The organism is Kribbella qitaiheensis, from assembly GCF_042657745.1.
GTDB classification, from domain to species: Bacteria; Actinomycetota; Actinomycetes; order Propionibacteriales; family Kribbellaceae; genus Kribbella; species Kribbella qitaiheensis.
Map to the genome: position 1 here is coordinate 209,216 of NZ_JBHSKE010000003.1, position 16,119 is coordinate 225,334.

The window sequence follows — 16,119 nt, forward strand, 5'->3', positions numbered from 1 at the left end:
TTCGCGACGGCCGCTGCCCGGTTGTTCGGCCGCTGGCGGCTTAGAAGGCGCCAGTCGCCACATAACCCGCCAGTGGACCTCGACGCTGGGACGAGCGCGCGATGGCGCGCCGGATTCGGGCGACCAACTCGACCGGGTGTGTGAGGTCGGCCCAAACAGCTCGCACCACCTCATAGCCGAGGTCTCGGAGCCTGTCCTCGCGCGTCTTCTCGGCAATCAGCGCCTCGGCGCCGACGCCGGCGTACTTGAGCGCACCGTCGAACTCGACGATCACCCCCCACCGTTCGAGCAAGAAGTCGACCCTCGCCACCAGCCTTCCGCCGACGTCCCGGATCTCGGCTTGCAACGACGGCTCCGGCAGCCCGAGGTCCGCCAGGAGAACGCGCAGCCGTGACTCGCCGACCGACTCCGACCGAGCATCGCCGAACCGCACCGCCCGCTCTGCCGTCCCGATGCCAGTCCTGCCGGCGAACAGATCCAGCGCATCCGCGAGCTGCTCAGCCGTTGCGACCCCCTGCCGCAGCGCCGCATCGACCACAGACACAGCTACCGGGTACGGCGTGGCGCGGATCGTCTCGACCACCGACCGTGCTCCAGGCGTCAACCGCTCCCGATCGACCTCGACGGCGTCCAGTACTGCCGGACGGGCCGCATGCTGGCAAACCGATGCGCTGGATCTGCCGAAGCCGTCGGCCCTGGTGAGGTGGACCCGACTCAGGTCGAGATCCGACACCTCCACACCATGAAGGAGCAGGGCCGATTGATGGCTGACGATCGCTCGGCCTCCGAGCCGGTGATAGATCGCTTTTGCTGCCATCCGGTGTTGCCAGCTGGTCTTGTCCCAGGCGGCCAGAGAGTCGTCATCAGGTCCAGGTATCGCGTAGGCGCCACGACACAATCGCAGCCAACGCCCGTCCCTGACCCGCGCATGGACTTGGTCATCGGTGTATCCAGCCGCGAGCGCGTCCCGGCGATCGAACCAGCCGCCTCGCTTCGCTGCCGTCGCAGCCAGCTTCATGTTCATGCCAGAGAACATGCCGCGTTCGGAGCAGGCCCGCGTCTTCGTGTTGCCGCCTGTGGACGGCGGTACCGATCACTGCTTGTTCGACCGCTGGCGGCTCCACAAGGTGCCAGCGGTCGAACAACCCGTCATCGGCTCAGGTGTCGTGTTCCAGGACTCGGACTCGGGGGACTTTGAGTTCGCGTCGGGCGCGGTGGGCCCAGTCGGAGCAGACGAAGCTTGCGGCGGTCTCGGGCCAGGCGACCACGACGACCTCCTGGCTCTTCGTGCTGTTCACCAGGGTCTTCAGGGCCAGCAGGATCTCGCCGTGGGTGATCGAGACGTTGACCCGGCAGTCGTTCAGGCCGCGCAACCGGCGCGAACTGTGTTCGATCACCGAGGCCAGGTCGGTGTCCGGATCCGCAAGCGCCGTCGCGGTCGACACAGCCGCCGCGCGGGCCACCGCTGAGACACCTGTGACATCCGCGAAGCTCGACCCGAGCAGCGCCATCGGTCCACCGATTCCCTCGGTCGGATGACTGGAGACGAGTAGGTGGTAGTCCACCGGATCTTCCCGCCTTGCGTGCAGGGCGGCCACGCGTCGTGCGTCGCCCTCGCTCATCTCCCGCTCGATGAGTACCACCACGTCGTACGTCATTCGTGGCTCCCTTCGCCGACCCTTCCTTTGTAACCCCAAAGGGCCGGCGAATCCCGTCAAAGCCCCGGCAACTTCATCGAATTGTCAAACTCCCTGCCTCCGGCTCACTGCATCAGGTCCGGGATCTCGTGGGCGAGGAGCCGACCGCGGTCCCCGGCGGCCTGCGCCTGCACCCGGCCAGTGGCCCGCCGCGCGTCAGCCTTGCCGGCCGATTCTGTACCGGTCGCCGCCAGCGGTACTGCGGACTGCGGGTCCGCGGGGCGGCGGAGATGCCAGTCGGTCAGCGCCTGGTACGCCGCGGCGACGGCGAGCAGGCGATCCTCACCAAAGGGCTTCCCGCCGAGAATCGTCCCGATCGGCACACCCTTGGCGGTGAAACCGATCGGCAGCGCGAGCTCGGGCAGACCGATCGCGTCGAACGGGTTGGGACTGGTCTGGACCACGACGTCGCACTGCTCGAACAGGTCGTCCAGTACGCGCTGCAACAGAAGCACCTTTGCTCGCTGACCGATCAGGTACTCGTCGGCGCCGAGCAACGCGCCCTGCAGCCAACCGGTCACCGACACCCCGAATCCACGGAGATCCGAGCGCAGCATCGGCAGGAAGGGTTCGCTCCGCTCGGGCAACCGGACGTTGTTGAACGCTGCGTTGGTCAGAACGTCCCACTCGTCGGGCATGGTCACGTCGACCACCTGGAGGTCTTGCACCTCAGCGAGCTTGTTCAGCGCGGCCCGGCGCGCGGCGGCCGTCTCCGAAGTACCCGTGGTGAAGCCTGGGATCACGCCGACCCTGGTACGCCAGCGCACCCGCACCTTGCGACCCCGCAGTACGGGTGTGGCAGCGGTGATCAGGTCGGGCACGGGAGGGAGGCCCTGCGTGCGCGGGTCGTTCGGGTCCTCGCCGGCCATCGCGGTGAGCATGATCGCCGCGTCCTTGGCATCGCGGGCGAGCGGTCCCGGGTGGTCGCGCGTGTAGCTGAGCGGCACGATGCCATAGAGGGATACGCGGCCCATGGTGGGCTTGAGGCCGGTCAGGTTCTGCGCGTTGGACGGCGCGATGATCGAGCCGCCCGTCTGCGTTCCGACGGCGGAGGTCGCCATCCGGGACGCGACCGCGGTGGCCGAGCCGGACGAGGAACCGCCCGGGTCGGTGGACGGGTCTGCTGGCGTCCAGGCGTTGACGGTGGTGATCCTGCCGTCCGGCGTCGTCGCTCGGGTCGTGGCCAGGGGGCCCATCTGCGTCTTGCCGAGGACGATGCCGCCCGCACTCGTCAGGCGCTGTACCGCGGTCGCGTCGAAGGGTGGCTCGAACTTCTCGAAGAGGTAGGAGTTCGCCGTGGTGGGGATGCCGCGGGTGTAGTAGTTGTCCTTGATCGCGAGCGGGATGCCGTGCAGCGCGCCGCCTCGGGTACGGCCGAGCGAACGAGCCCGGGCGAGGGCCTCGTCGGCCAGGACCAGATTGAACGCCTGGTACGTCGCGTCGAAGGCGCCGATCCGGTCGAGGTGGGCCTCCAGAAGGCGCTCGGGACGGAGTTTGCCGCTGCGGATCAGCGTGGCGGCCTCGGCGATCGTGAGTTCGGTGACGTCGGCGATCGCCTCGGGGCGGACCGGGACGGCGGGGGTGGTGGTCGATTGGAGGTTGCCCTGCGGTCCTGCGTAGGCGACGGCGGGTAGGGCGACCGTTCCGACTGTCGCGGCTGCGGCCAGGGCGCCGACGCGATGGATGAAGGATCGGCGGTCGACTCGGGTGTCCATCGGCTCGTCGGTCGTGGTGACGACCTCGTGGTTCAGCGGCGCGGTCACCGGGACTGCCTCTCGATGTCGATGGACGGGAAGAGGGCGGGCGGAGAGATCTGCTGCGCCAGAGCGGCATGGTCGCTCTCCGGGCCGGGGGCCGCGAACTGGTAGGCGGCCAGCGGGACGATCGTGGTACGGACGAAACTACGGAGACCGGCCAGCGCGGTGTCGCGTCCGGGGCTGCCGGTTTCGGGGTCGGGCTCGGTACCGGCAGGGAGTTGGTCGAGATCGATGCCGATCGCTGCGAGCCGGGCGCGAATCATCACGTCCAGCTCGGCGTCCGTGGGTGGGGTGAGGCTCACTCGTGCTCCTCGAGGTCTGCGGCGGAAAGACTGCAGACCTGTTATGTCACGACATGTATGTCCCCACATTTCGCTGATGTCGCAGCAAAGTTAACTCCCCACCCACGGCACTGAGGCTGTCGGCGGACCGACCTGCCGGAGCTGACCGCGATACAGCCGGCCACGGGTCGGGACGGGAGCTTCGGTGCGGGGGCTTCGGTGCGGGTTAGTGGGTGGGGAGGTTGGCTCGGGTGTCTGGGGTGAGCGGGGTCAGGAGGTCGGGGGCGGCTGTGAGGGTGAGGTTGGTGGGGTCCAGGAGGTGGGGGTGCAGGGCGTAGACCTCGGCACCTGCCTTCGGGTCGATGTCGCCGGTGATGACGGCGATGAAGTCGGCGCGGTTGGCGGCGTCGAGGTCCCAGTAGCGGTCGGGTTCGAGGCGCGCCGTGAGGCGGCGGGCGAAGTCGGGTAGCTCTTCGGAATCGCCGCGGAGGTACCCGACGACCGAGCCGTCGGCGCAGCGGACGACCACCTCGTTCGTCCGGGCCGCTGCGTGCCAGCAGCACACCTCCCACAGGCTCACCCGATCGCCGGCGCCGTGGACCTCCTCGATCGTCGCCGCCATCAGCGCGACCTGCGGCGCGTACCGCGCGATGCCGTGCCCGTACCCGGCGGCGCTGAGGTTCACGTCGTACCACCGGAGTTCCTTGGTGTGCAGGTCGACGCCGAACGGCAGCAGGATCTTGGCCGGCCCGGTCAGGTCGAACCGCTCCTCCACCGCGGCCGGGTCGAACAGCCCGGACGGCTGCCGCATGACCCCGATGAAGCCACGCTCGAGCCCGTTGAACGGGACGTCGTTGTAGCTGAAGACCACAGGCAGCACATGGCGCCCGCCCAGTCGGCGCAACGCCACCAGGTCGAGGTCGACGAACTCCGTCGATCCCGGCCCGGGCGCCGACGTGAGATTGCCCGAGTGCACCAACGCGTCCTGGTCGAACCTGAGCCGCGTGTAGTCGCACAGCCCGAGAAACGCCCACTCCTCGTCGAACACCGCGACCGAGAGGTCCAGGTCGACCCGTCGACCGGCCGGCTCCACCCAATGCACGAACAGCCGCAGCAACTCGTCCTGCGGAATCGGCACCGCACTCCCCCGCGTCATCCGCAGCAACGTCGACGAGGTGCTCCGCCCCGAACCAGGGGCGGCCAACCGCGCCAGCTCCTCGTCCAGGAACGCCCGCCGCACCCGCGGCAAAGAAGTTGCCCGCCGCAACAACTCACCCACCAGTACCGCGGCCAGCGTGGCGGCGAGCTCCGCGGGCAGCGGTTCGCGATCATCCACGGAGGTCCAGATCCGGGTCGTTCCGCCGCGGGGGAAGAACAGCCTCAGGTCACCGGGCGGTGTCCGGACCTGGCCGAGTGCTGCGGTCAACACGAAAGGCGATACGTCAGAGACAGCCGTCGCGACCGCCTCCACCAGTGAGCCGTGCGAGTCCACCGGCAGTGCATGAGCCAGCTGAACCAGTCGGCGGACCATCTCCCCCGGCCGCGTCCGCAACAGGTTCAACGCGAGATCGGGCCGCCCGGCCGCGAACGCTCCCTCGACCCGACTGGCGAAGGTGTTCATCCTCAGCCGTCCACCCTCGAGCAGGACGACGGGATGCCGCGCTGCCTCGCTCAGTACCGCACGACCAGCCGGGCTCGTGGCATCCAAGGTGGTCCCCCGCAGCACGGCGAAAGCGAGAGCGGCGACCGGATAGCGATCGGCGAACTCGAAGGGATGCAGGTTCTCTCCGACGCGCTTCCAGGCGCGGTGATGCCGCAGCATGTCCTCGACGAGTTGCTCCACCGGCAGTCGGTCGAGCCGCGCAAGCACGGTCCGGCGAATCCCCCGCGCCAGCGACTGGCGGCGTACGGGTGGGGTGCGGAGGCCGGGATCGGCGCCCATCAGCGCATAGAGAACGCGCAACGCATCGGTCGCGGTCTCGACGAGTTCGTCGACCAACGAAGGAAACCGCGGCATCAGCAGCGCGAGCACCAGCGCACGAGTCTCCCGGACCGGGATCGTGTCGGGCAGCCAGGACGGGTCAGCTTCGGACAAGAGCACCCGGAGGTCGGCACGGTCGCCTGCCGACAGCGGCGTACGGCGAGTCAGAAGGTCAGCGGCTGTCGCCCGAACGGCATCGGCCGGCGCCAGGGTCAGCAGTCGGAGACGATCGGCACGACCCGGAGTGGTCACCTCGTCGAAGGACGGCTCGAGGAACGGATCGTCCGGATCGAGGTGTCGCAGACAGATCGGGCACGCGCTGAAGTCGGCTCCGTCCCAGCACGAGCGACAGACCAGGTGTGCGCAGGGCGATACCGGCTGGACCGCCTCCACCTCACCACACAGCACACAGGGCTGCTCGGGCTCCTGCAGCAGCCGCACGAAGACCCTGTCGATGTAGAAGGTCTCTGTGTTGCCCGGCACGCTCTCGGGGAAGCCCCGGAACAGCGGCACGTGATCGGCCGCTGCGCCTGACTCGGCGTCGAGCACGTCCAGCAGTTCACGACCGAATCCGGTCAACGCGAAAGAGTTCAGCCCGGCGCAGTGCCGGTAGAGATTGGCCGAGAGCAGGAAGCCACGCTGGATCAGCTCGGCCTGCAACGCGGCCAGCCCTGCCTGCGTCGTGAGTGGATGCCGCAGCCACTGCCACGCGGACCGGCGTACGGGTGGGGTGAGACGGACGGCATCGACCAGTCGACGGCGGCGCAGTAGGACCACCGCTAGTGCGTCAGGCATCGACCCTCCCCGTGAACATCGGCAGCAGGAACAGCAGTGGGAACCACAGCAGGGACACAGGTGCCAGGGGCGGAGAGCGAACGCGCTACATGCCTGGTGAAGGAGAAGGAAGCACGTCCATGAGCCGCCCCTGGCAAGAAGAACGCTACTGGGCTCCACCGACAGTTTCGAAGCTGCCCCGAGGTCTGTGCTGGAGGCTGTCCTGAAGCGGCGCGACGGCCCGCGGGTCCGCGGAAGGGACCGGACAAAGAAGAGGTCCGGTACCAGGGTCGGGGCCGCCCCGCCCAGACCCCGGTACCAGACGACTCCAGAGTAGAGCCGCCGGACAAGTCCTGCGCCATCGGGCCACCTCAGTTGGCACTGATTTGCCGCCAACAAACCCTTGAATGAGTGGACCACTGAGCACGCTGGACCAGACCAGTGGCGTGGGTTCCATCACATCGGCTGCCGGGGCAAGCCGCAGGGAAACCCTCATTGTCACGCGCGGCAGGTGTCAGGCCACGGATTGTGGTTAAGGTCTCCGACATGGTTGGTGGGGTGGTGGAACGGGCGCGCTGGCGTGACGTGTTCGGACATGCCGAGTTCAGGGCGTTGTTCCTGGCCGGCATCCTGTCCGTCGCAGGCGATCAGCTGGCCCGGGTCGCACTCTCCGTGTTGGTGTTCGAACGCACCGAATCCGCCGGGCTCACCGCGCTCACCTATGCGCTGACCTACGTGCCGGATCTGCTCTTCGGCCCTTTGCTGGCAGGGATCGCCGACCGGTATCCGCGGCGCCGTGTGATGATCATCACCGACCTGGCGCGCGCAGTACTGGTGGCGGCGATGGCGATCGAGGCGCTGCCGCTGATCGTCGTGATCCTTCTGCTGATCGCGCTGCAGGCCTTCGGCTCGCCGTTCAACGCGGCACGTGCCGCGACCCTGCCCGTGGTACTGCCAGGCGACCACTACGTGCTGGGCAAGGCCGCGAACGACATGGTCGTGCAGTTCAGCCAGGTGCTGGGCTTCGGCACCGGCGGCCTCGCAGTGGTCGCTGTGGGGACTTCAGGAGGCCTACTGCTCGACTCCGGGACCTTCCTCCTGTCCGCACTGCTCATCGCGTTCGGCGTGCACGGTCGCCCGGCTCCTGCCAAGCAGGTCGACGAGCCGCGACGCAGCTACTTCGCAGACATGGCCGCAGGCGCCTCGCTAGTCATCCGTACTCCGAGCCTGCGCGCGCTGATCGCCCTGGCGACCATCGCCGGGTTCTACGTCACGGTGGAAGGCCTGGCAGTCCCCTACGCGAACGAGATCGGCGGCGGTCCGAAAGCAGCGGGACTCCTGCTGGCCGCGAGCCCGGCTGGGGCGGTCGTCGGCATGTGGCTGATCACGCTGTGGCCTCCTGAGCGGCGGATGCGCCTGCTCGGGCCGCTCGCGGTCGCCGCCTGCGTCCCACTCGTGTTCTGTGCGTTCAGACCCGGACTGGTGCCGACGCTCGTGCTCTGGGCGCTCTCAGGGATGGCTTCGGCCTACCATCTGCCGACCAGCGCCGCCTTCGTCCAAGCAGTGCCTGACCACCAGCGGGGTCAGGCGTTCGGAGTCGCCAGTACGGCTCTGAAGGGCAGCCAGGGCCTCGGGATCCTGCTGGCCGGACTGATCGCCGACAGGACCTCGCCATCGCTGGCACTGGCTGTGGTGGGCGCCGCGGGAGTGCTCGCGGCCCTGGTGGCGGGCACAGCCTGGGCACGTGCCCGCCAGGGCTCGATCAGCACCGCGGAAACAGTTACGGAATGAGCGGCCGGAGACTCAGGGAAATATCGCCGGACGCCGTCCGTAAAATGTGAGTAAAGAATTTTTCGGAATCAGCGACGGTTCACCACTCGTTACCACCGGTTCACCACTCGTTACCGGGTCCGCCGGCCAGCCGGAACCACTCGTTGCCGCCGCCGGTGAACCACTCGTTCCCGCCTCGGAACCACTCGTTCCCGCCGGTGAACCACTCGTTGCCGCCGCGGAACCACTCGTTGCCGTTGCTCTTCTTGGTCATGGTCTTGGATCCTCTCGTTGCCAACCGTCTGATGGAATACCTGCGCCTCGGGGATGACCTCACGTGAACAGGCAGTTACTATTCAGCAATAACCGTTCAGGTCTATCTGTGTGAGGCCACCATGATTCTGATCGGTCGGAGCAGGTGGGTGCCACCCCGCCGATGGAAGCTCTGGTCGTTGCCGCGTCCCGCGCTGAGCTACGTGCTCGGTGTGGAAGCGGTCGCTGTCACGATCACCGCCCTCGCTGTGGCGTCGACGATCTCCGGCGATCGCCCCGGTGTCAGGCCGTCCGAGTGGGCTGCCTTCGCCGTGCTGGCGGTCGCTTCTGTCCTCCATCTGGAGTCTGCCCGCGGAATCGAGCGGCGACGCGAGATGGCGGCGAACACTTCGCCGTACACGAACCTGAAGAGCCTCTGGGTCTTCGCCGGGCTGCTGCTGCTCCCGCTGTCGCTGGTGATCGCGCTGGTGGTCGTCTCGTACAGCTACTCCTGGATTCGCGTCTACGGGCGGACCATCGCGCACCGCAAGATCTTCTCCGCGAGCACCTTCATCCTCGCCAGCGCCGGCGCGGCCGCCGTCCTGCGGGGCGGTGGTCTGCTCACCGAACCACGCGTTCCGACGAGCGCCTGGACCCTGCTGATCGTGGTCGCCGCGGCGACCACCTGGTGGCTGCTGAACTTCGCGCTGGTGATCGGCGCGATCCTGCTCTCCTCCCCGGACGCCTCGGGCCGCGGGGCGCTCGGGAACCTCTCCGAGCAGCTCGTGGTGGTGGCCGGGCTCGGTCTCGGCGTTGCCGTCGCCGGTCTGCAGGCGTCGTACCCCTGGATCGTGCCGATCCTGATGGTGACGGTGCTGACGCTGCACCGCGACCTGCTGCTGCCGCAGTTCCAGCGCGCCGCCGGGACCGATGTGAAGACCGGCCTCTCGACCCCGTCGTACTGGGCCAGCGCGGTGCCGGTGGAGCTCGCCCGGGCCGAAACGCTGCGCAGTACGGTCGGGCTGCTGATGCTCGACCTGGACCGCTTCAAGGAGATCAACGACACCTACGGCCACCCGGCCGGCGACCGCGCGCTGCGGGCGGTCGGCGAGAGCGTGCGGGCCGAGGTGCGGCAGGGTGACATCGTCGCCCGGGTCGGCGGCGACGAGCTCGCTGTGCTGCTGCCCGGCGCCTCCGAGACCGAGGTGCTCGAGATCGCCGAGCGGATCCGCGAGCGGCTCACCACGTTGACCGTCTCGGTCGACACCGCGTCGAACGCGAGCGCGGTGATTACCGGCGTACCGGCCTCGTTTGGGGCGGCGGTCTACCCGGCGGTCGCCGGAACGATGGATCAGTTGGTGCTCGCCGCGGACAACGCCCTGCTGACGGCTAAGCGGGCCGGACGGAACAAGATCGTCTCCGCCCGCCCGAACCCGCCGATCGTCGCCGAGCACTCGGAAAGCCCGACAACCGACGCCGCCTGAGCGCCAGTCAGGCGTGGTCGCCGTCGAGGAGTTCGTGGAGCTCGACGACGGCGTTCTTGATGTCGTCGTAGTCCTGCTGGGCCGCCCGTGACTCCGCGCTGATCACGCCGCAGCGATGCACCTGACGGAAGTCGTCACCGGTGCCCCCGGGGCGCGGTCAGCTAACCCTGATCAGAGCCTTGCCGAGCAGCGAGCGGTTCTCGATCGCCGCGTGTGCCTGGCCGAGTTCGTCGAGCGAGAAGGTCCGGTCGATCACCGGCACCAGGTCGCCGCGCTGCACCCGGTCGAGCACGTCCGCTCCGCTGATGACCACCTTCGTCGTGTCCGCGCGGAGGTCCCTGATGCCCTTCACCGTGATGCGCCGGCGCTCAGCCTCGGCTTCGTCGTACTCCGCGAAGCCGCCGCTGGGGGCACCGTGCGCGGAGAACCAGCCGCCGTCCTTCACCGTGCTGAACGCGGCCGCGCCGAGCTCGCCGCCCGCGCCCTCGAAGACGACGTCGGCACCGTCACCGTTGATTGCCTCGAGCACCGATTTCTCCCAGCCGGGCTCGGAGTAGTCGATCACCACATCGGCGCCCTGAGCCTTGACCAGATCCAGCTTGGCGCGGCCGCGGGCGGCTCCGATCACGTGTGCACCGGCCTTGTGCGCCAACTGCACGAGCAGTACACCCATGCCGCCGGCTGCCGCGGTGATCAGCACCTCCTTGCCTTGCAGGTCCGGAGCCAACTGCTCGAGCAACAACGCGGTGAAGCCGTCGCCGAAGGCGGCGACCGCCGTCTCCAGGTTGAGCTCGTCAGGCACGATGAGCAGCGATTCGACGGGAACGACGGCCTGCTCGGCGTGCGCACCGAAACCGACGGTCCGGCCGATCACTGTCTTGCCGATCCAGCTGTCATCCACGCCGTCGCCGACTGCGCGGACCTGCCCGCCGAGGGAGTTCCCGGGGACATAGGGCGGCGTCACGTCGAAGAAGCCGCCGTGCTGCCCCTGCCGGATCGCGGTCTCCACGAAGATCAGGTCGGTCACCTGGACGTCCACGACGACCTCCCCTGGTCCGGCCACCGGCTCCGGCCAGTCCATCGTGCGAACCACCTCCAGGCCTCCGAACTCCGTCACTACTGCTGCCCGCATGTGGACCACTCCATCCGTTGCTGTTCTGTGGACAAGAGCCTGCAACCTCAACTTGCGTTCAGGTCAAGCCCGCGGGGTTGTCCACAGGAGAGCGCGGGGGCGCGGAAAGCTGTCGGTGCTTCGGCGTAATCTGCCGTGCATGTTCGACGCCGTCTTCCTGCCAGCCGACCCGCCGCGTGCGGGTCGGCTGGCCCTGTACGGCGACCTGGCGACGGCTGGGGTGGTCCCGGACGGCAAGGTGGAACTGGTCCTCCCCCGCGGCGACCAGGTGCGGCGGACGAAGGTGGCGGCCCGGTTGTTGCCGGTCGATGAGGCGCTCGCGCTCTTGACCCGGCCGCCGTCCCCGGACGACTCGGCGAGTCACCGGGCCTGGGCAGCCGCGGCACTTGCCGGGGTCGGGTTGATCGCCCGTGGGCGACTCGTGCCGGATCGAACCCCCAGCGGGTACGGCGCCTGGCGGGTGGCGCCGCTGGACCCGACGGATCACGGCTGGCTGAAGAACCTCGGGGCGGCGATGCCCGCGCACGGTCACGCCGTACCGGTCGAGGGGTCGCGGCCGCTGAGGCTGGCTGGTCCGGAACAACTCGTCCGTGCGTTCTGGGATGCGCTCGCGGACACTTTGGTCCGGACACCGGCGGCAGGCGTCGCGGTACGGGGTGGTGCGGCGGCGTTTGCCGAGGTGGAGCCACGGGAGCTCACCGGGTCCACCGCCTGGTTGGACGAGACTGCTTTGAGCGAGGAGGCCGGGGCGCGGTTGGTACTGCGGATCGAGCCGCCTGAGGATGACTCGGAGTTCAAGGCGGTCCTGCAGTTGCGGAGCGGGGTGGACCCGAGCCTGCTGGTGGATGTCGCGGACGTGTGGAACGCGCCGGCCGCAGTACTGGCTGCACTTGGGGAGCGGGCGGAGACGGATCTGCTGCTCGCCTTGCGGCGTGGGGCGCGGGTCTGGCCGCCGCTTGGTGCGGCGCTTCGGGATGCGGCGCCGGCCGAGGTACCGGTGGATGATGTGGCGCTGGACGAGCTCGCCGGGGACAGCGATGCGCTGGAAGGTGCCGGGATCGAGGTGTTGTGGCCGGCTGAGTTGTTCGCCGGTGAGTTGGCGCTGCGGGGTGCGGTTCAGGCGACGCCGACGCCTGGCGCGGTGACCGGGCCGGACTTCAACCTGACGGATCTGCTGGCCTTCAAGTGGCGGCCGACACTCGACGGCCAGGAGTTGACGGAGGCGGAGATTTCCGCGCTGGCGGAGGCGAAGCGGCCGATGATCCGGATGCGCGGTCGATGGGTGCGGATCGACCAGGACCTGGTGCGGAAGTTGCGGCGTGGTGGATCGCGGAAGCTGACGGGCGCGGAGGCGCTGGGTGCCGCGTTGACCGGTTCGCTGGAGGTCGACGGCGAACTGGTCGCCTTCGACGCGGACGGCTCGCTGCTGACGATGGTGGATCGATTGCGGGCCGCTTCCGAGCCTGAGCCCTTCGCGGAGCAGCCGGTGGGTTTGCGGGCGACGTTGCGGGACTACCAGCGGCGGGGGGTGGCGTGGATGGCGCAGCTCGCGGAGCTCGGGTTCGGTGGGTGCCTCGCGGACGACATGGGGCTGGGCAAGACGATCCAGGTGATCGCGCTGCATCTCCACCTGTCTCGGCGTGGTCGCGGGCCGACATTGGTGGTGTGCCCGTCGACGCTGCTCGGGACCTGGGAGCGCGAGCTGGAGAAGTTCGCGCCGGACGTGCCGACTCGGCGATATCACGGCGCCGGGCGTTCGCTGAGCGATCTCGCCGCGGACGAGGTGGTGCTGACGACCTATGGGGTGGTGCGTCAGGACCACCGGGTGCTCGGCGAGATCTTCTGGGGTCTGGCGGTCGCTGACGAGGCACAGCATGCGAAGAATCCCTTGTCCCGAACGGCTCGTGCGCTGCGGACGTTGCCTGCGGCAACCAGGCTCGCGTTGACGGGGACGCCGGTGGAGAACCGGTTGTCCGAGCTGTGGTCGATCCTCGACTGGGCCGCCCCGGGACTGCTCGGCACGTTGGATCGGTTCCGCCACGACGTCGCAGTACCGGTCGAGCGGTATCACGACGAGGAGGCGACCGCGCGGCTCGCACGGGTGACCCGGCCGTTCCTGTTGCGGCGGCGCAAGAGCGACCCGGGGATCGCGCCGGAGTTGCCGCAGAAGTCGGAGCACGACGTCGTCGTACCGCTGACCGCCGAGCAGGCCACGCTGTACCAGGCGGTCGCGCGGGAGACGCTCGCGAAGATCGAGTCGGCGGAGGGGATCGCGCGGCGCGGGCTGGTGCTGAGTCTGCTGACGCAGTTGAAGCAGGTGTGCAACCACCCGGCGCAGTTCCTCCACGAGCCCGGGCCGCTGCCACGGCGCTCGGGGAAACTCGCCGCCCTGGACGAGTTGCTGGACGTGATCCTGGCCGAGGGCGAGTCGGTGCTGATCTTCAGCCAGTACGTCGAGATGTGCCGGCTGATCGAGTCTCATTTGGCGGCTCGGCAGGTGCGAACGTTGTTCCTGCACGGTGGGATCGGGGTGCGCAAGCGGGAGCAACTGGTCGAGCAGTTCCAGGCGGGCGAGGCGCAGGTGTTCCTGCTGTCGCTGAAGGCCGGCGGTGTCGGCTTGACGCTGACGAAAGCGACCCACGTCGTGCACTACGACCGCTGGTGGAACCCGGCCGTCGAGGACCAGGCGACCGACCGCGCATACCGGATCGGCCAGGACAAGCCGGTCCAGGTGCACCGACTGGTCACCGAGAACACCTTGGAAGACCGGATCTCCACGGTCATCGCCGCCAAGCGAGAACTGGCCGATGCTGTTGTCGGTTCTGGCGAAGCGTGGCTGAGTGAGCTCTCCGATGCCGACCTGACCGAACTCGTCGAGCTCTCCACGACACCGGCAAAGTCTGGAGCTGCGAGCGCCTACAACCCTTCGTCTGTAGGCAAGTCCACTGGCGTCGCTGGTCAGTCAGCTGCTGCGGGTGTGGTTGGCCAGCCGGCTGCTGTGGACGATGGCGGTGAGCTGGATGAATGAACGTACGCCGTGGCAGGGGTGGCGCGGATATGGGGACAACGCGGGGTTGCCGGCGGCCAAGGGGCCGGGGAGCAGGCGGCCGTTCGGGGCGACGTGGTGGGGCAAGGCTTGGCTGGATGCGTTGGAGCACCGGGCTCGGCTGGATCCGAATCGGCTCGGGCGTGGTCGGTCGTATGCCCGTCGTGGAAGCGTTCTGGAGCTGACGGTGGATCCCGGCGTCGTGCGAGCTTCGGTGCAAGGGAGCCGGGTGACGCCGTACGGGGTGACCGTGCGGATCCGCCCTTTCAACGACGACGAGTGGGACTCGGTGCTTGATGTGGTGTCGGCGCAGATCGGTCGGGTTGCGGCGTTGCTTGACGGTGAGTTGCCGCCGGAGCTCGTGGACGACGCGCAGGCCGCGGGGCTGGAGCTGTTGCCGGATGCGGGTGAGGTGAAGACCGACTGCAACTGCCCGGACTTCGCCGTGCCTTGCAAGCACTCGGCCGCCGTCTGCTACTTGATCGCGGATGCGTTGGACGATGACCCGTTCGAGTTGCTGTTGTTGCGCGGGCGGCAGAAGGACGAGTTGCTGGCCGCCCTCCGCGCCCGGCGCTCGAGTGGCGCCGAGGCGCCCGCGCTCAAGGCCAAGCCGGTCGGAGTACTCACGAAGGCTGCCTTTGCGAGAGCGCCTGCCGCGGTGCCGTCGCTGCCGAGGCCGTTGGGGCAGGCTGGCGCGCCGACTGCCGTGTTGGTGTTGGAACCACCTCGGCAGTCGGGTGTTGAGGGGCGCGACTTGGTGGCGCTGGCGACGGACGCGGCCCAGCGGGCTTGGGAGTTGGCGTCGGGTGACGGCGATGGAGGGCTCGGTCTGACCCGAGACGAGGATCTGGCCCGGCGGGCGGCTGGCCTGCTCGGTACGTCGGGGCTCGCGGACCTCGCCCACCGCGCCGGAGTATCGGCCCGGCTGTTGACGAACTGGGCCGTCGCCTGGCGCGAAGGCGGCGCGGGTGGGTTCGCCGTCGCGTCCTCAGAGCCTGTCGATGTGGATCCCGCCGCACTGACCGAAGGACTCGAAGCCCTCGACGGCGACATCGAAGGCAACCGAATCACCGGCGACCGCCAACAACTACGCCTAGGCGCCGACGGCCTCTGGTACCTCTTCACCAACCACTTCAACGACTGGGTCCTCACCAAACCACCCTCCCCCGACCCCACCGACCTCATCACCCCCTGACCGCCCCGCTGCACCGCACCCAACAGCCCACCGCCTGCCCCTCCCGGGCCGCAAGTTGGTTCGAGGCGAGGACCTGCAGGCCCACCTCCGCCCGCCTGGCCACGCCCCTCCGTCCTCCGCCCGTTTGGCGACGCCGCCTTCTCCCGGGACCCACCCAGGCCGACCCCACGCCAGTCGCCCGGCGCACCGGCGTACCGGCGTACCGGCGACGATGCGGAGCCGACTCGACGTCGCGCGGGATGGCGTCGGGCTCCGGGAAGGAGCGGCGTGGGATGGCAATGGGGACCTCGGACACCTTGCGGTGACTTCGGACAACTCAGGTGGAGTTCGAGGACCCGAGATGGTGTCCGACCCCCTCGCAACTGCTCCGGCCAGGGTGACTGGTCACGTGCTGGTGGCTCGGGCGGTTACGAAGGCTTGGGTCAGGCGGGTGATCAGGTCGTACGGGATCGGGCGGTTCAGCGGGAACTTCAGGGTGCCTTTGCCGGAGCGGTAGGGGGAGATCTCCTGCGCGAGGGCGTCGTCGAGCGGTGGGATGGGGTAGACGGAGATGTGCGCCTTCCAGCCGCTGAAGTACAGCAGGGACTTGCCGTCGAGCGTGATCGTCGGGATTTGGTAGCTGATCTTCTCGCCGGGGTCCGGGACGGCGGCGCGGATGGTCTGGCGGACCTTCTGCAGGATCGCCTGGACGTCGTCGGGGAAAGACGCGATGTACTCGTCGACGGAGATGAAGTTCGTGGTCGCCATCCC

Annotated in this window: 12 protein-coding genes; 4 read left to right on the plus strand and 8 right to left on the minus strand. The window is 68.7% G+C overall.

Annotation, left to right across the window (positions count from 1 at the left end; all coding sequences use genetic code 11):
- Positions 1–40: 40 nt before the first annotated feature.
- The 5 genes from ACFPJ1_RS02490 to ACFPJ1_RS02510 form a co-directional block, all read right to left on the minus strand.
- Entirely contained in the window at positions 41–1,024 is a 984-nt protein-coding gene (locus ACFPJ1_RS02490; RefSeq protein WP_380101124.1) for a type IV toxin-antitoxin system AbiEi family antitoxin domain-containing protein, read from the minus strand.
- Positions 1,025–1,157: 133 nt separating this feature from the next.
- Positions 1,158–1,658 carry a hypothetical protein gene (locus ACFPJ1_RS02495; protein ID WP_380101126.1) on the minus strand — a complete coding sequence of 167 codons (501 nt, stop codon included), beginning with the start codon at positions 1,656–1,658 and terminating at the stop codon, positions 1,158–1,160.
- A gap of 104 nt (positions 1,659–1,762) precedes the next feature.
- Positions 1,763–3,460, minus strand: a complete 1,698-nt coding sequence (locus ACFPJ1_RS02500) for an amidase (protein ID WP_380101127.1) — start codon at positions 3,458–3,460, stop codon at positions 1,763–1,765.
- On the minus strand, positions 3,457–3,756 hold the full coding sequence (locus ACFPJ1_RS02505; RefSeq protein WP_380101128.1) for a hypothetical protein: 300 nt from the start codon (positions 3,754–3,756) through the stop codon (positions 3,457–3,459). The genes ACFPJ1_RS02500 and ACFPJ1_RS02505 overlap by 4 nt, the downstream gene beginning before the upstream one ends.
- A 205-nt stretch (positions 3,757–3,961) precedes the next feature.
- Complete coding sequence (locus ACFPJ1_RS02510) at positions 3,962–6,511, minus strand: MXAN_6230/SCO0854 family RING domain-containing protein (RefSeq protein ID WP_380101129.1); 2,550 nt, start codon at positions 6,509–6,511, stop codon at positions 3,962–3,964.
- A gap of 525 nt (positions 6,512–7,036) precedes the next feature.
- On the opposite strand from ACFPJ1_RS02510, the gene ACFPJ1_RS02515 reads away from it, so the two are divergent.
- Positions 7,037–8,281, plus strand: a complete 1,245-nt coding sequence (locus ACFPJ1_RS02515) for an MFS transporter (RefSeq protein ID WP_380101130.1) — start codon at positions 7,037–7,039, stop codon at positions 8,279–8,281.
- 100 nt (positions 8,282–8,381) lie between these two features.
- On the opposite strand, the gene ACFPJ1_RS02520 is transcribed toward ACFPJ1_RS02515, so the two are convergent.
- Positions 8,382–8,534, minus strand: coding sequence for a hypothetical protein (locus ACFPJ1_RS02520; protein ID WP_380101131.1), 153 nt, complete (start codon positions 8,532–8,534; stop codon positions 8,382–8,384).
- A 121-nt stretch (positions 8,535–8,655) separates the two neighbouring features.
- Here ACFPJ1_RS02520 and ACFPJ1_RS02525 point away from each other — a divergent pair, with 121 nt between their 5' ends.
- Positions 8,656–9,996 carry a GGDEF domain-containing protein gene (locus ACFPJ1_RS02525; protein ID WP_380101132.1) on the plus strand — a complete coding sequence of 447 codons (1,341 nt, stop codon included), beginning with the start codon at positions 8,656–8,658 and terminating at the stop codon, positions 9,994–9,996.
- Between the two features lie 157 nt (positions 9,997–10,153).
- Here ACFPJ1_RS02525 and ACFPJ1_RS02530 read toward each other — a convergent pair whose 3' ends face one another.
- Positions 10,154–11,128 (minus strand): zinc-binding dehydrogenase, encoded by a 975-nt coding sequence (locus ACFPJ1_RS02530; protein ID WP_380101133.1) that lies wholly within the window; start codon positions 11,126–11,128, stop codon positions 10,154–10,156.
- Between the two features lie 139 nt (positions 11,129–11,267).
- Here ACFPJ1_RS02530 and ACFPJ1_RS02535 point away from each other — a divergent pair, with 139 nt between their 5' ends.
- Together ACFPJ1_RS02535 and ACFPJ1_RS02540 are read left to right on the plus strand one after the other, a co-directional pair.
- The gene (locus ACFPJ1_RS02535) at positions 11,268–14,156 is read left to right on the plus strand and encodes a DEAD/DEAH box helicase (protein WP_380101134.1); all 2,889 of its coding nucleotides are present in this window, start codon (positions 11,268–11,270) and stop codon (positions 14,154–14,156) included.
- Positions 14,149–15,369: an SWIM zinc finger family protein gene (locus ACFPJ1_RS02540; protein WP_380101135.1), complete on the plus strand. Its 1,221-nt coding sequence runs from the start codon at positions 14,149–14,151 to the stop codon at positions 15,367–15,369. Before ACFPJ1_RS02535 ends, ACFPJ1_RS02540 begins: the two co-directional genes overlap by 8 nt.
- A 384-nt stretch (positions 15,370–15,753) precedes the next feature.
- On the opposite strand, the gene ACFPJ1_RS02545 is transcribed toward ACFPJ1_RS02540, so the two are convergent.
- Positions 15,754–16,116 (minus strand): iron chaperone, encoded by a 363-nt coding sequence (locus ACFPJ1_RS02545; RefSeq protein WP_380101136.1) that lies wholly within the window; start codon positions 16,114–16,116, stop codon positions 15,754–15,756.
- Between the last annotated feature and the right edge of the window lie 3 nt (positions 16,117–16,119).

Bases quoted from the DNA above. Each gene is read 5' to 3' on its own strand.
- ACFPJ1_RS02545 (WP_380101136.1), bottom strand. From the start codon at position 16,116: ATGGCGACCACGAACTTCATCTCCGTCGACGAGTACATCGCGTCTTTC.
- ACFPJ1_RS02510 (WP_380101129.1), bottom strand. From the start codon at position 6,511: ATGCCTGACGCACTAGCGGTGGTCCTACTGCGCCGCCGTCGACTGGTC.
- ACFPJ1_RS02495 (WP_380101126.1), bottom strand. From the start codon at position 1,658: ATGACGTACGACGTGGTGGTACTCATCGAGCGGGAGATGAGCGAGGGC.
- ACFPJ1_RS02490 (WP_380101124.1), bottom strand. From the start codon at position 1,024: ATGAACATGAAGCTGGCTGCGACGGCAGCGAAGCGAGGCGGCTGGTTC.
- ACFPJ1_RS02530 (WP_380101133.1), bottom strand. From the start codon at position 11,128: ATGCGGGCAGCAGTAGTGACGGAGTTCGGAGGCCTGGAGGTGGTTCGC.
- ACFPJ1_RS02525 (WP_380101132.1), top strand. From the start codon at position 8,656: ATGATTCTGATCGGTCGGAGCAGGTGGGTGCCACCCCGCCGATGGAAG.
- ACFPJ1_RS02515 (WP_380101130.1), top strand. From the start codon at position 7,037: ATGGTTGGTGGGGTGGTGGAACGGGCGCGCTGGCGTGACGTGTTCGGA.
- ACFPJ1_RS02520 (WP_380101131.1), bottom strand. From the start codon at position 8,534: ATGACCAAGAAGAGCAACGGCAACGAGTGGTTCCGCGGCGGCAACGAG.
- ACFPJ1_RS02535 (WP_380101134.1), top strand. From the start codon at position 11,268: ATGTTCGACGCCGTCTTCCTGCCAGCCGACCCGCCGCGTGCGGGTCGG.
- ACFPJ1_RS02540 (WP_380101135.1), top strand. From the start codon at position 14,149: ATGAATGAACGTACGCCGTGGCAGGGGTGGCGCGGATATGGGGACAAC.